Source organism: Pontixanthobacter aquaemixtae, assembly GCF_009827395.1.
In the GTDB taxonomy this organism is placed as follows: domain Bacteria; phylum Pseudomonadota; class Alphaproteobacteria; order Sphingomonadales; family Sphingomonadaceae; genus Pontixanthobacter; species Pontixanthobacter aquaemixtae.
This window is the reverse complement of record NZ_WTYX01000002.1, coordinates 932,366-947,212: the sequence shown is the minus strand read 5'-3', so window position 1 is coordinate 947,212 and position 14,847 is coordinate 932,366. Positions and strand designations below refer to the sequence as shown.

Sequence of the window (14,847 nt, the reverse complement as noted above, 5' to 3'; positions counted from 1 at the left end):
GCTATGGAGCGCGCAATAATAGTTCACGCGACTTTGCAGGAGATGCGCAATGCGTCAGGTCAATCACTTCATGCCAAGCGGCGGCGGCGCGGCCCCGGTCCGCACCCATAAAATCTGGAATCCCTCCACCGGCGAAGTCCAGGCGGAAGTTGGCCTGGGCGATGCCGCATTGCTCGACAAGGCCGTCGCCAATGCCAAAGAAGTCCAGCCGGCATGGGCCGCGACCAATCCGCAGCGCCGCGCGCGGGTGATGTTCAAGTTCAAGGAACTGATCGAAGCCAATATGCAGGAATTGGCCGAGCTGCTTTCGAGCGAGCACGGCAAAGTCGTCGATGACGCAAAGGGTGATGTCCAGCGCGGGCTCGAAGTGATCGAATATGCCTGCGGCATCCCGCAAGTTCTCAAAGGCGAATATACGCTCGGCGCTGGCCCCGGCATCGATGTCTATTCCAGCCGCCAACCGCTGGGCATCGGCGCAGGCATCACCCCGTTCAACTTCCCCGCAATGATCCCGATGTGGATGTTCGGCATGGCGATTGCGGCGGGCAACGCCTTCATCCTGAAACCGTCTGAGCGCGATCCCAGCGTGCCGGTGCGCCTCGCCGAATTGTTCGTCGAAGCGGGCGCGCCCGAGGGGCTGCTGCAAGTTGTCCATGGCGACAAGGAAATGGTCGATGCCATTCTTGACCATGCAGACATTCCCGCGGTCAGCTTTGTCGGCTCCTCCGACATCGCGCATTATGTCTACAAGCGCGGGGTCGAGAACGGCAAACGCGTGCAGGCGATGGGCGGCGCGAAGAACCACGGGATTGTGATGCCCGATGCCGATCTGGATCAGGTGGTCAACGATCTGGCAGGCGCGGCTTTCGGTTCTGCGGGCGAACGCTGCATGGCGCTGCCGGTAGTGGTTCCGGTGGGTCAGGACACAGCCGAAAAGCTCAAGGAAAAACTGATTCCCGCGATCAACGCACTGCGCGTTGGCGTCTCGACCGATCCCGATGCGCATTACGGCCCGGTGGTCACGCCCGAGCACAAAGCCAGCATCGAACGCTGGATCGACGTGGCGGAAGAAGAAGGCGCTGAGGTGGTGATCGACGGGCGCGGATTCAGCTTGCAGGGGCATGAAGACGGGTTCTTTGTCGGCCCCACTTTGCTCGACAATGTAACCCCGCAAATGAAAAGCTATCAGGAAGAGATTTTCGGCCCCGTCCTGCAGATCGTGCGCGCCAATGATTTCGAAGAGGCCGTGCGCCTGCCCAGTGATCACCAATATGGCAATGGCGTCGCGATCTTCACGCGCAACGGCCACGCCGCGCGCGAATTTGCCAGCCGTGTGAATGTCGGCATGGTCGGGATCAATGTGCCGATCCCCGTTCCGGTCAGCTATCACAGCTTTGGCGGATGGAAGCGCAGCGGCTTTGGCGACACCGACCAATATGGGACCGAGGGGCTGAAATTCTGGACCAAGGTCAAAAAGATCACCCAACGCTGGCCCGATGGCGGCGGAGATGGCAGCAACGCGTTTGTTATTCCAACGATGGGGTGATTGAGGTGCGTTGGTGTCTGACACTTATCACCGGCTTTCTGCTGTCCGGATGCCAAGAGCGCGATAGCGACGCTCTCGAGATGATGTCTGACCCCTACGGCAGCCACCCCGACCTACCGGCCATGAGGGAGCGTCCTCCTGGTTTGGCCGCAATGCCCGAGGGGTATTTGGGGCGCTGGAGTTGGGGAGCACTAGATGACTGTACCCAAATCGACGGAAGCATCGTGGCGGTGAAGCCCAACGAAATTCAGTTCCCTGACGACTATCAACTCCGAGGCAGGACGCCGACTTTTCTTGCCGCGTCCGCAGGAGATGCGGTCTGGATTGGTGAGGAACAAGAATGGGGAACCGAAGTCGATCTCGAGATGACTTCAGATGGAAGAAACCAGATTGAGGTTGTGGTGCTAAAGCTAGCTGAGGGTGGCTCCAAAATATTAATCTCGCATCCGAGCTCTGTACATGGAGAGATACCGAACTTCGAAGGGATTCGTTGTCCATGAGCGTCAGGCGAAACCTAACCTACTTTGCATTCGCCGCTTTCCGCTTTGGCAGACACTCTGCCCTCGCCATCTCAATCTTTCTGCCGATCAACCAATTTGGGATGACATGACAAGACAACGCACCACATCCGGCTCGCCATTCGAAGAGCAATTCGGCTTCTCCCGCGCCGTGAGAGACGGCAACCGTATCATCGTCGCCGGCACTGGCCCGATTGAAGACAATGGCGAAACCACACCCGGCGGCGCGAGCGAACAGGCGGCGCGGTGCTGCGCCTTGATTGTCAAAGCCATCGAGGATCTGGGCGGCAGCGCAAAGGATGTCGTGCGCACACGCATGTTCCTGACCGATATTGACCAGCAGGAAGCGGTGGGCGCGGTCCACGCGCGGTTCTTCGGCGATGCAAAACCCGCCGCCACGATGGTTGGCGTGGCCACGCTATGCCGCGCCGAATGGATAGTGGAAATAGAGGCCGAAGCCATAGTAGAGGCAGACAAATGAGCCAGTTTCAATTGAATGATGACCAGCTTGCGATCCAGGAGATGGCGCAGCGCTTTACCGCCGACAATATCACGCCTTTCGCGGCCGAATGGGACGAGAAGGCGCATTTCCCGCGCGATGTGATCCAGAAGACCGGCGAGCTCGGCTTTGGCGCGATCTATGTGTCCGAAGAAAGCGGGGGGATCGCTCTGGGCCGGCTCGAGGCCGCGCTGATTATGGAAGCGATGTCCTATGGCTGCCCCGCGACCAGCGCCTATATCTCGATCCACAATATGGCTTCGTGGATGATCGACCAGTTCGGTTCGGCAGAGCTGAAAGGAAAATACCTGCCCGATCTGGTCACGCTCGACAAAATCGCCAGCTATGCGCTGACCGAACCGGGCAGCGGATCGGATGCGGCAGGTCTGAAAACCACCGCCAAGCTCGATGGCGATCATTACGTGCTCAACGGCACCAAGCAGTTTATTTCGGGCAGCGGCTTCAACGATGTTTATGTTGTGATGGTCCGCACCGGCGATCACAAATCGAAAGGCATTTCCTGCCTTGTGGTCGATAAGGACACGCCCGGCCTGACATTCGGCAAGCCGGAGAAGAAGCTCGGCTGGAATGCCTCGCCCACCGCGCAGCTGATCTTTGAAGATGCAAAAGTCCCCGTCAGCAACCGCGTTGGCGATGAAGGCGAAGGTTTCCGTTTCGCGATGATGGGGCTCGATGGCGGGCGCTTGAACATCGGCGCCTGTTCGCTTGGCGGTGCGCAGCGGTGCTTGGACGAGGCAATTGCCTACACCAAGGAACGCAAGCAGTTCGATACGCCCATCGCCGATTTCCAGAACACGCAATTCATGCTCGCCGATATGGCGACCGAATTGGAGGCCGCGCGCGCGCTGCTTTATCTGGCGGCGGCGAAAGTGACCGACAATGCGCCCGACAAATCGCGCTTCTCGGCCATGGCCAAGCGGCTCGCGACCGATAGCGGCAGCAATGTCGTCAACAACGCGCTGCAATTGTTCGGCGGCTATGGCTATTTGCGCGAATATCCGATCGAACGATTCTGGCGCGATCTGCGCGTGCACTCGATCCTTGAAGGCACCAATCAGGTGATGCGGATGATCGTTGGCAGGGATTTGTTGAGGCAGTGATGCGATTGCAGGACACGATCCTCCCCACCATGGGGAGGGGGACCATGAGTAGCATGGTGGAGGGGCACCGTCTGCCTTTTCATATTATGTTGGACCGGAATTTGGCAGGGCGCCCCTCCACCACCTTCGGTGGTCCCCCTCCCCGTTTCGGGGAGGAATTATGACCGACGAAGTTTTGATCCACACCCACGGCCGTGTCGGCCATATTTCGCTCAACCGGCCCAAGGCGCTGCATGCGCTGACGCTCGATATGTGCCACGCGATGATCGCGGCGCTTTCCGAATGGGCCGATGATGACAGCATCGAAGCGGTTATTCTGGACCATGCCGAAGGGCGCGGCTTTTGCGCGGGTGGCGACATCAATCTGCTGCGCAAATCGGCGCTGGAAGATGGCGGCGTGTCGGGCCGCAAATTCTTCCATGACGAGTATCAGCTCAATCACCAGATGATGACCTATGCGAAGCCCATCGTGTGCTTCATGGACGGCATCACCATGGGCGGCGGCGTGGGCATTTCCTTGCCCGCCAAATATCGCGTCGCGACCGAAAATACCCGCTTTGCCATGCCCGAAACGGGGATCGGGCTGTTCCCCGATGTCGGCGGCGGCTGGCACCTTTCGCGGCTTGGCGGACGATTGGGGCAATTCCTCGCGCTGACCGGTGCGCGGCTCGACGGGGCGGAATGCCTGTGGGCCGGCCTCGCGACACATTACGTACCCAGCGAAATGATCGCCGAAGCCAAAGCACGGATCATCGAAAAGCCCGGCCGAATCGGCGGCGTTCTGTCCGAAATGGTCGGCAGCCCGCCCGAAGCACGAGTCGCCAGAAATGCCGACAAGATAGCCAAGCATTTTGCCTCTGACACGTTGGAGGACATTATTGCCAGCCTCGAGGCCAGCGACGATCCCTGGGCAGAGAAAGAGCGCGATACGCTGGGCACCAAAAGCCCGCAGACTTGCAAAGTCGCGCTGCGCCAACTGGCCGAAAGCGCCAGACTGGATAGTTTCGCGGACAATATGCGGATGGAATACCGCATCGGCAGCCGCGTGCTGCTGCGCCCAGATTTCGCCGAGGGCGTGCGCGCGGTGATTGTCGACAAGACACACGATCCCAAATGGGATCCGGCCACTCCCGAAGGCGTTTCGGAGGAGTTGCTGGATTCGATTTTCGCGCCGCTGCCCGAGGGCGAAGAGTGGTCGCCGCTATAGGTTTTCGCAACGTCCGAACGGAGGTAGAAAAATGAAGAATGTTCTTTTTGCCGCATTGGCAACCGGCCTTCTCGCCAGCGCAGCCAGCGTTCAGGCGCATGATGAAGACATGGAGCCGATGCGCGACTTCGACGGCATCTATGGCGGCAGCTATGTTTGCAAGGACGGAGAGCACGGCTTCTATCTCGATCTGCTGGTTGTCCGCGAAACCGAGGAAGGCTTCGACGTTGCCGGAACGCTCGGCCTGTTTCCGACGCTTGCCGGTGCCGAGGGATCATCAGCCGATGCCACCGGAAGCTTCGCGGTTACGGGGACCATTTCGGGAATGGACTACACCATCAATCTTTCCCCTGGCGAATGGAAGCTGAAGCCGGATTTCTATGGCGCCGCCGGATTGGTGGGCACGCTGGAACCGGCGGGCGATCACAGCTGGCAAATTACCGGGAAGCCGGTGGTCCCGGGGCAGCCCGATTTCTGCAGCGACCTGATCGCGACCCAATTCCTACCCGAATAATCCCGACGGAGCATCCATGGCTTACGAAACTATCCTAACCGAAACCCGCGATGCGGTGACTCTCATCACCCTCAACCGGCCCAAAGCGCTCAATGCGCTGAACAGCCAAGTGCTGGAGGAACTGATCGACGCATTCGCCACGTTCGAGGCCGATGACAGCCAGCGTTGCGCGGTGCTGACCGGATCGGGCGATAAGGCCTTTGCCGCGGGCGCGGATATCAAGGAAATGTCCGAAAAACCCGCCGCGGATTTCTATCTGCAGGATTTCTTCGCCAGATGGACCAGCGAAATCGTCAAGAAAGTCCGCAAGCCGTGGATCGCAGCGGTCAACGGCTTTGCGCTGGGCGGCGGTTGCGAGCTGGCGATGATGGCCGATTTCATCCTCGCTTCGGAAAACGCCAAATTCGGCCAGCCCGAAATCAAGCTGGGCGTTGCCCCCGGCATGGGCGGATCGCAGCGGCTGACCCGCGCCATCGGCAAATCGAAATCGATGGAAATGTGCCTGACCGGCCGGATGATGGGCGCCGAGGAAGCAGAGCGCGCAAATCTGGTCGCGCGCGTAGTTGCGCATGATGAACTGCTGGACGAAGCGATGAAAACCGCCGCAACCATCGCCGGAATGCCGCCGATGGCAGCCATCGCCAACAAGGAAATGGTCAATGCCGCGTTCGAAACCGGTCTCGATCAGGGGATCATTTTCGAACGCCGCCTGTTCCAGATCCTGACCGCGAGCGAAGACAAGAAGGAAGGCATGGAAGCCTTCATCGAGAAGCGCGAAGGCAATTGGAAGGGACGGTAGTAACTCGCGTCATCCCAGCGAAGGCTGGGATCGCTGGCCAACAAGTCGTACAGAATTGAAAACGATCCCAGCCTTCGCTGGGATGACGGAGGTCGAAATGAAAATAGCCTTTATCGGACTCGGCAATATGGGCGGCGGGATGGCCGCGAACCTTGTGAAAGCGGGGCATACGGTCAGCGCATTCGATCTCAGCGAAGACGCGCTCGCTCTGGCCAAGGCCAATGGCTGTGAAACTTTCACAGCGGCGAGCGAAGCTGTCGCGGGTGTCGAAGCGGTTGTTTCCATGCTGCCCAACGGCGCCATCGTGAAATCGGTCTATACCAAGGAAGTCTTCGGCAATGCCCCAAAAGGCGCTGTATTCCTCGATTGCTCGACCATCGATGTAGAGACCGCGAAAGATGTCAACGAACAGGCTACCAAAGCCGGCTACGAAATGGTCGATGCGCCGGTTTCGGGCGGGATAGCGGCGGCCAATGGGGGCACGCTGACTTTCATGGTCGGCGGGACCAAGAGCGCTTTCGAACGGGCCGAACCGATCCTGCAGGATATGGGCAAAGCGGTGATCCATGCGGGCGATGCCGGCGCGGGGCAGACCGCCAAGATTTGCAACAATATGCTGCTCGCCGTGCATATGATCGGCACTTGCGAGGCGATGCGCATGGCGCAAAATCTGGGCCTCGACCCGCAGACATTTTACGAAATCAGCTCGCAAAGCTCGGGCTATAACTGGTCGCTCAACGCCTACACACCGATGCCGGATACGGGCGTCGAAAGCCCCGCAGACAATGGCTATCAAGGCGGGTTTGCGACCGCGCTGATGCTGAAGGATTTGCGGCTCGCGATGGAAGCAGCGGAAAAATCGGACAGCGCGGTTCCGCTCAGCGCGCGGGCGGCAAATTTGTATGAGAGCTTCGACGGCGCCGGCAATGGCGCGCTCGATTTCTCGGCGATTATCAAGACGTATTAGGCCGGCCCTGAATACAACTTAATAAACCCATTTCTCGGGCCGCAACTGGTAAGACAGGTAGAGCGGATGCCGCGGCAATCCGTACTTTGTGAATGCAAGTGCATGCAATTCCACATTTGCTTTCGCCAGCTTGCCTCGCAAATCATGGTCGCGATTGCGATGCGACCCATGCGCCCCCCAACCGGCAATGACAATGTCACTCGCAGCACAAGCTTTGAAAATTGCCGCATCATTCTCTGACCCGATGGGTTCCTTGGCAGCTTTCAAATCAGCTGGAAAAGTCGCGCGATAGGCGAACAGGTTCCAGATAAGCAGGCCGCCCGCGCCACCCGTTTCCGCACGATTTCTGCATCGCGTAATCGTTGGGTCGAGTTCCAAATGATCCGCTGTCGACGGATTTAGCATTCCAAACGACCAGAGCGGGCCTTTGGGATCCCAAATTCGCCACAGCAAATAGCGATATTTCGAACATTTGCTGAAAACTGCACCCGCATCCATAGGATGGTTCCCAGACACACCTGTCTTGATTTCAACGTCCTGCCAACCATCAGGATCAGCGATCAGCTGCAGTTGGGAGAAACAGTCCATCTAGGTGCGTCCACTGACCATTCGCTCTAGCGAATACCAAGCGCGGCAGCTTCCTTGCGCAGCCGCTCCGCATCGCCCGGATTGGCCGCAACCGCGTCTTTCAGCGCCTGGCTGGCCTTATCCGGTTCTCCCAAAGTCATCCGGCTGCGCATCAGCATCACCCAGCCATCAGGATTTGCGGGATTGGCGCGCAGCTTGGCAGCGAGGCTTTCAACCATGCCTTCCGCCATAGTGCGCTGTTCGCCCGGGGGCATCGCGCTGGCCGCCGCGATCTGTTCCTGCGATGGGCCGGGAATGGCATTGCCTGCGGTCAGTTCCGCCGGTGCGGGCCGCCCCGCACTTGCCTTGGCGATCCGGTCCGCAACGTTGATTTTGTTGATCTTGCCGACTTGTTCGATCGTCTGGCGCAAATCACTTTCCCACAGCGCGCCGGGCGGGGTATCTTCCAGCAGCGCGAGCCAATCGGCAATCGCGCCCTCGTGATCGTCCTCGAGATCCTTCTTAACCGCGAGGAAATACCGCGCGCGGGCATCGCTGGGATCGAGCGCGAGCGCCTTTTCAAATGCTTCGACAGCGCGCGGCGGCATCAGGATCGACGCATCAATATTGACCAGCGCTTCGCCCATTGATGACCACAAGACCGCATTGTCCTTGTCGCCCTCGATTGCCTGACGATAGGCTTTGGCGGACAGATCATATTGCCCGGTTTCGAAATAGGCGAAGCCTAGTTCCTGCCACGGCCCCGGATTGAGCGGATCGGCCTCTGCCGCGGCTTTGAGCGATTCTATCGAAGGCGGGCCCGCATCGGCGACCGCCGGAACCGCGGCGTCTTCCCCGCCCCCCAGCGTACGGTAAGCAATCGCCGCGCCCACCAGCAAAACCGCGCCGAGCAGCAAGGCAAGGCTTTTTCGGGACATGCTTTTGCCAGCTCCGCCGGCTTTCGCTTCGGCTCTCTCTTTCGCGTCGGTCATGCGCCCTCGCTAGCAGCGCAGCTATTTCGCGGCAATTGACGCTGGCGGTTTGCGGTGATTTGCCTATGATCGCGCGCAGGGAATTTGGGGTCGTGCAGCCACCGGGGAGGGTGAATGCCGGATCAGTATCGCGTTGCAATTGTCGGCTCGGGACCTGCGGGTCTTTCGGCTGCGGCGCGCGCGGCTGCGCTGGGCATGCCGCATATATTGATCGAAAAGACCGATCATCTGTCCGATACGATTTTCAAATATCAAAAGGGCAAGCATGTGATGGCGACGCCCAGCAATCTGGTGCTGCGCAGCGACATCGACTTTGAAGCGGGCAAACGCGAACATATTTTGGGCACTTGGGATACGCAGATTGGTGAGCACAAGGTCAATGTGCGGCTCAATGCGGAAGTCACCGGCATCACCGGCGAAACGGGCCATTTCACGATCGAGCTGAAAGGCGGCGACACCATTCAGGCCGAAGCGGTGGTGATGGCCATCGGCACACAAGGCAATCCCAACCGGCTGCGCTGCCCCGGAGCGGATCTGCCGCTGATCCAGTACCAGCTGGATGATCCGGGCGAGTATTTTGACGAACATATCACCGTGGTCGGTTCGGGCGATGCGGGGATCGAGAACGCGCTGGGCCTGGCCGCCGATCCCAAGCAGAACAACACCGTCTCTATCCTCAACCGCCGCGCCGAATTTGCCCGCGCCAAACCCGCCAATGTCGCCTTGCTGGAAGAGGCCGAGCGCGAAGGCCGGATATCTGTTCGCCGTGAAACCAATCCAGCCGAAGTGCGCGCCAATGAATTGGTGCTCGAAACGCGCGACGGGACCGAAGTGATCAAATGCGACCGGATCATCGCGCGCACCGGATCGCAGCCGCCGCGCGGCTTTGTCGAAGACTGCGGGATCGAATTTACCAGCGAGGAACGCAGCGCCTTTCCCAAGCTGACCCCCAGCTTCGAAACCACCAAGAACGGCATCCATGTGATCGGTGCGCTGGCGGGATATCCGCTGATCAAGCACTGCATGAACCAGGGCTATGACGTGATCGAATTCCTGAACGGGAACGCCGATCTGAAGCCCGCCGACGAGCCTATTCTGGCGGAGAAATTTGCCGCGCTGCCGGGCAATCGCAGCGTCGATGAATGGCTGGAGATATTCCGCGCCAATATCGTCATTCTGGGTGAGCTGTCGCCGCTGCAAATGCGCGAATTGCTGCTCGATAGCGATGTCGCGGCGTTCGATAGCGGCGATGTGATCTTCGTCCGCAACGATCCGGGTTCCTCGATGTTCTGCATTGCAGAGGGGTCGGTGCTGGTCGAAACCGATCCCGATGACCGGTCCGCCACCGTGCCCATCGAACAAGGCTCTATATTCGGCGAAGTCGGCCTGATTTCGGGGCGGCGACGCGGATCGACCATTCGCGCAGGCGAACCGACCATTACGCTCGAACTGTCGCGCACCGCCGCGCTCAAACTGATCGCCACCGTCCCCAGCGCGGGGCGCGCGGTCAACCGGATCACGATCGAGCGGCAATTGCTGCAAATGTTCGGTTCGGGCCTGACCAAGGAAGACGTATCCGAACTGGTTGAAGCGGCCGAAATGGTCGAAGTGCGCGCGGGCGAAAATGTGGTGGAGGAAGGCGGCGAGGACAAAGATATCTTCGTCATCCAGCAAGGATCGATGATCGTCGAGAAGAGCCTTGGCGAGAAACCGATCTTCCTGTCTTACCTTCCCGCCGGATCCTATTTCGGGGAAATGGCGGTGATCGACGGCAGCGCGCGCACCGCCACGGTCAAAGCCGCGATCAAAAGCGAGGTGGTCAAATTCCCCGGCGATGCATTTCTGCGGCTGATGGAAAAGAAGCCGGCTTTGCGCGAGCGCGCACTCAGCGACATGGCCGCGCGGCGGCAGGTCAACGCCTTTGTCGAAGAGCGCAAGGAAAGCTTCAGCGGCGCGGTCGACATGTATTCGGAAACCGCCAAGTTCCTCGTCGATAACGGCATTGGTGAGGCAACCGACGTGCTGCTGATCGATGAAACGCTCTGCGTCGGCTGCGACAATTGCGAGAAAGCCTGCGCCGACAGCCATGACGGGCTCAGCCGGCTCGACCGCGAGGCGGGGCGCACTTACGCGCATCTCCATGTCCCGACATCGTGCCGCCACTGCGAACACCCGCATTGCATGGCCGATTGCCCGCCCAATGCGATCCAGCGCGGGGCCGATGGAGAGGTATTTATCGACGAAACTTGCATCGGCTGCGGCAATTGCCAGCGCAACTGCCCCTATGATGTGATCCGGATGGATTCGGTCCCGCCCAAGAAGCCCTCGCTGCTGTCATGGCTGCTATTCGGGGCAGGGCCCGGACCGGGCGAAGCGAGCTATGACTGGCGCAAAAAGACCGCCGAAAAACGCGGCACGGAGCAAGCCAAGCTGGCGATCAAATGCGATATGTGCGCCGGGATTGACGGCGGCCCGGCTTGCGTTCGTGCCTGCCCCACCGGCGCCGCCATCCGCGTCGCGCCGGAGAAATTCCTGACTTTCACCAAGCTGGTGGAGGATGTCGAATAATGGCAAGCAGCGCCGATTTCGAACAGGCGGAAAAGCGCCGCGATACCGACCATGAGAGCTTCCTCAGCCATAAGCGGATGCGCTGGCTGAAAATCTCGGTCGCGCTGTGCCTGATCGTGATCACATCCTATTTCCTCGTCGATGTCGAACCGCGCCACAATGGCGGGACATGGTATGGCTATACGCTGGGCACGATCGGAGTGATCCTGATCATCTGGCTGTCGCTGCTGGGCATCCGCAAACGCAACATCACCGAGGGCAAATGGAGCCTGAAAGCGTGGACCAGCGCGCATGTCTATCTCGGCCTCGCGCTGGTTGTGATCGGCACGATGCATACCGGGTTCCAGCTTGGCTGGAATGTCCACACGCTGGCCTGGGCGCTGATGATGCTGGTTATCGTGACGGGCATCTACGGCGTGGTGGTCTATGCCACATTGCCGCGCTCGCTCAGCATCAATATGCGCGAGATGACGCGCGCGCAGATGGTGGAAGGGCTAGCGGCTATCGACCGGCAGATCGCAGCGGCGGCGCAGCCTTTGGGCCGCAAGGAAGCCGATGTGGTGATCGCCGCGCTCGAACAAGACGTGTTCCGCGCGGGGCTGCTGGCGCGGCTGACCGGCAAGTACCCGCGCTGCAAAACCAAACGCGCGATCAAGGCGTTTCCCGCCGGATCGCTCAACAAGGCGGAAGAGAAAGTTTCCACCTTGCTCGCCCGCCGCAATTCGCAGCTCAGCCAGATCCGCCGCCATATGCGCTACAAGGCGCTGCTCGAAATATGGCTGTTCATCCATATCCCCGCAACGATTGCGCTGATCGCGGCCCTCGCCGCGCATATCGTCAGCGTGTTCTATTATTGGTGAGGCGCGGGTTATGAGCTTCCTGATCCGCACCATCGATTTCACCGCCAGCGGTCGCGAGATTGTCCGCGACCGCGAGCTTGCGCAGAGCACTCTCACCATCGGGCGGGCTGCGGAAAGCAATATCCATCTGCCCGATCTGGCGGTGGAGCAACATCATGCGAAGCTGTCGCTGTCCGAAGACGGATCGGTATCGGTCGAAGCCGCGGGCACGCTTGGCTTTACACATGATGGCCGCAAAACCACCTCGACCGGTTTCGATGCCGGCAAAGGCGCCGAGCTGGCTTTCGGCAGCTACCGACTGGCTTTCACGCGCGAGGCGGACGGACCGGTTCTGGTCACCATCACGCAAGCGGAACAAAGCGCCGCCGGCACCGATGCAACCGGCGGTTTCGCCCTCGCATCGGCATTGCCCGGAAAGCGCGGCATGGCCTGGGCGCTGCTCGGCCTGATCGTGATCGCTTTCCTCGCGGTGCCGATTTACACCCATCTCAACCGGGAAAAGATTCCGCCCGATTATGATCGATCCGGCCAGACGGTGATGGATGCGAGCTGGAGCACCGGCGCGCTCAGCCTCGCGCATCACGGGCTGGAGGACAATTGCGAGGCCTGCCATGCCCAACCCTTCGTCTCGGTCCGCGATGAAACCTGCCTGACCTGCCACGAAGCCATCGGCGACCATGCCGACATTGACCGCCAGCTGACCGGGCGCGGCCCGATGTCGCAAGGCGACGCGTTGCAATGGGCGGTGGCGGATATGTTCGGCAAGGAAGGCCCCGGTTCGTGCACAACCTGCCATACCGAACATGAAGGCGAAGGCCGGATGGAGCCTGCCGCGCAGAAATTCTGCGCCGAATGCCATGACGGTATGGATAGCCGGCTAACCGATACCAAGCTGGGCAATGCCGCCGATTTCGGCACCGCGCACCCGCAATTCCAGGCGGTGTTCCACCCCAATCTGGGCAGCGATGCCACCGCGCGCATGTCACTCGCGCGCAAGCCACAAGAAGAACACGGCCTCAAATTCCCCCACCAAGTGCATCTTGATCCGCGCAGCGGCGTGTCGCGAATGGCGGGCAATATCGGCGCCAAGAAAGGCTATGGCAGCGCGCTGGTCTGCGCGGATTGCCACACGCCCAATGCCGATGAGAGCGGTTTCCAGCCGGTCAATATGGAAGAGGATTGCGAGAGCTGCCACAGCCTCGTCTATGACCGCGTTGGCTCAACTTTCCGCACATTGCGGCATGGCAATGTTGACCAGATGCAGGCCGATCTGCGCGCGATGGACCGCGCCCCGCGCCGCCCTATCGTGACCGGCAGACGGCGGCCCGGCGAATATGCGCGCGGCGGGCTTTACTACCAGAATTTTGGCAGACCGGCGCGATCCTATATCGGCATCAGCCGCGCGCTCAGCAAAGACGGCGTTTGCGGGGAATGCCACACGCCCACATCGCGAAACGGCAAAGCCGATTTGATGCCAGTCCATTTGCGGCAAAGCTATCTGCTCAATGGCTGGTTCGACCATAAGGAGCATCAGCAGGAGGATTGCACCACCTGCCATGCGGCGGAAGGTTCCAAGACATCGCGCGATCTGCTGCTGCCCGAAATCGCCATTTGCCGCGATTGTCACCTCGGCGAGGATGCGGCCGAGGCCGAGGTGCCTTCAAGCTGCGCGATGTGCCATTCCTACCATCCGAAGTCGGTCGCGACCAAACAGGCGGGGACCAAGCCTATGGGCTTGCCGGGGGACAAGAAACCGCCCAAACCGGACAGGTCAGCGATGCTCAGCCGGAGGCCGGGCTAGCGCGATGACACGGGAGAAAACAAAGGGCCGCACACAATGCTGATCGCGCAGATGACCGATATCCATATCGGCTTCGATCCGGACGCCAAGCCGGAGGAGCTGAACCGGATTCGTTTCCGCGCCACGCTTGACCATCTGCTCGCCAGCCCCAACCCGATCGACATGCTGGTGCTGACCGGCGATCTGACCGACCACGGCGACAGAGACAGTTTCGAGAAAACCGCCGCGCTGCTCGAACCCTGCCAGATGCCGATCCACGCGATTGTCGGCAATCACGATACGCGCGAGGGATTGCTCCACGCCTTCCCCGAGACGCCGACGCATGATGGCTTTGTCCAATATGCGGTCGAGCAGGAGGGGCTGCGCATCCTGTTCCTCGATACGCTGGAAATGGGGCGGCATGGCGGGGCATTCTGCGAGACGCGCGCGGCGTGGCTTGGTGCAGAGCTAGGCGCGCATCCCGATACGCCCACGCTGATATTCATGCATCACCCGCCGGTTGTTTCGGGGATAGGCTGGATGGACCCCGGCCCTGCCGAGCCATGGATGCGCCGCTTTGGCGAAGCGATCCGCGGCCATGACCAGATCCGCGCCATCCATTGCGGCCATTTGCACCGCCAGATCACCACCACATTCCAGGGCGTCCTGCTCAGCGTCACGCCGTCGGTCGCGCCGCTCGTCGCTCTCGACCTGCGCGCAATCGATCCCGAGACACCCGACCACCGCGACCTCATCACCACCGAGCCGCCAACCTACGCTCTCCACCGCTGGGCCGATGGCGAGCTACTCTCGCACTACGAAAATGTCAGCGATGCACGTATTCTGGCGAAATATGATGCGAATTTGCAGGGCATGATCCAGGAGATGTTTGCGGAGCGGGAGTAGAAA

At 60.3% G+C, this 14,847-nt stretch carries 14 protein-coding genes; 12 read left to right on the top strand and 2 right to left on the bottom strand.

Features of this window, described 5'->3' with window-relative positions:
- The first annotated feature begins 49 nt into the window (after window positions 1-49).
- From GRI41_RS13565 to mmsB, 8 genes are all read left to right on the top strand, one after another.
- Window positions 50-1,546, top strand: a complete 1,497-nt coding sequence (locus GRI41_RS13565) for a CoA-acylating methylmalonate-semialdehyde dehydrogenase (RefSeq protein WP_160605679.1) — start codon at window positions 50-52, stop codon at window positions 1,544-1,546.
- A gap of 80 nt (window positions 1,547-1,626) precedes the next feature.
- Window positions 1,627-2,046, top strand: a complete 420-nt coding sequence (locus GRI41_RS13560; protein WP_160605678.1) for a hypothetical protein — start codon at window positions 1,627-1,629, stop codon at window positions 2,044-2,046.
- A 106-nt stretch (window positions 2,047-2,152) separates the two neighbouring features.
- A complete protein-coding gene (locus tag GRI41_RS13555; protein ID WP_160605677.1) occupies window positions 2,153-2,545 on the top strand; it encodes a RidA family protein in 393 nt (130 codons plus the stop codon).
- On the top strand, window positions 2,542-3,684 hold the full coding sequence (locus GRI41_RS13550) for an acyl-CoA dehydrogenase family protein (RefSeq protein WP_160605676.1): 1,143 nt from the start codon (window positions 2,542-2,544) through the stop codon (window positions 3,682-3,684). Before GRI41_RS13555 ends, GRI41_RS13550 begins: the two co-directional genes overlap by 4 nt.
- 160 nt (window positions 3,685-3,844) lie before the next feature.
- Complete coding sequence (locus GRI41_RS13545) at window positions 3,845-4,891, top strand: enoyl-CoA hydratase/isomerase family protein (protein ID WP_160605675.1); 1,047 nt, start codon at window positions 3,845-3,847, stop codon at window positions 4,889-4,891.
- A gap of 31 nt (window positions 4,892-4,922) precedes the next feature.
- The gene (locus tag GRI41_RS13540) at window positions 4,923-5,405 is read left to right on the top strand and encodes a hypothetical protein (RefSeq protein WP_160605674.1); all 483 of its coding nucleotides are present in this window, start codon (window positions 4,923-4,925) and stop codon (window positions 5,403-5,405) included.
- Between the two features lie 16 nt (window positions 5,406-5,421).
- Window positions 5,422-6,204, top strand: a complete 783-nt coding sequence (locus GRI41_RS13535; protein ID WP_160605673.1) for an enoyl-CoA hydratase-related protein — start codon at window positions 5,422-5,424, stop codon at window positions 6,202-6,204.
- 97 nt (window positions 6,205-6,301) lie between these two features.
- Window positions 6,302-7,171, top strand: a complete 870-nt coding sequence (mmsB, locus tag GRI41_RS13530; protein ID WP_160605672.1) for a 3-hydroxyisobutyrate dehydrogenase — start codon at window positions 6,302-6,304, stop codon at window positions 7,169-7,171.
- Window positions 7,172-7,189: 18 nt separating this feature from the next.
- Here mmsB and GRI41_RS13525 read toward each other — a convergent pair whose 3' ends face one another.
- Together GRI41_RS13525 and GRI41_RS13520 are read right to left on the bottom strand one after the other, a co-directional pair.
- Window positions 7,190-7,669: a DUF1643 domain-containing protein gene (locus tag GRI41_RS13525; RefSeq protein WP_160605671.1), complete on the bottom strand. Its 480-nt coding sequence runs from the start codon at window positions 7,667-7,669 to the stop codon at window positions 7,190-7,192.
- A gap of 116 nt (window positions 7,670-7,785) precedes the next feature.
- Window positions 7,786-8,730, bottom strand: a complete 945-nt coding sequence (locus tag GRI41_RS13520; protein WP_235901241.1) for a tetratricopeptide repeat protein — start codon at window positions 8,728-8,730, stop codon at window positions 7,786-7,788.
- A gap of 114 nt (window positions 8,731-8,844) precedes the next feature.
- Between GRI41_RS13520 and GRI41_RS13515 the strand changes: the two genes are divergently transcribed.
- From GRI41_RS13515 to GRI41_RS13500, 4 genes are read left to right on the top strand one after another with little or no spacing between them, the layout of a single operon-like run.
- Window positions 8,845-11,298, top strand: a complete 2,454-nt coding sequence (locus tag GRI41_RS13515) for an NAD(P)-binding domain-containing protein (RefSeq protein ID WP_160605670.1) — start codon at window positions 8,845-8,847, stop codon at window positions 11,296-11,298.
- A complete protein-coding gene (locus GRI41_RS13510) occupies window positions 11,298-12,158 on the top strand; it encodes a hypothetical protein (RefSeq protein WP_160605669.1) in 861 nt (286 codons plus the stop codon). Before GRI41_RS13515 ends, GRI41_RS13510 begins: the two co-directional genes overlap by 1 nt.
- 10 nt (window positions 12,159-12,168) lie before the next feature.
- Window positions 12,169-13,959 carry a cytochrome c3 family protein gene (locus GRI41_RS13505; RefSeq protein ID WP_160605668.1) on the top strand — a complete coding sequence of 597 codons (1,791 nt, stop codon included), beginning with the start codon at window positions 12,169-12,171 and terminating at the stop codon, window positions 13,957-13,959.
- 36 nt (window positions 13,960-13,995) lie between these two features.
- Entirely contained in the window at window positions 13,996-14,844 is an 849-nt protein-coding gene (locus GRI41_RS13500) for a phosphodiesterase (RefSeq protein WP_160605667.1), read from the top strand.
- The last annotated feature ends 3 nt before the right edge of the window (window positions 14,845-14,847 follow it).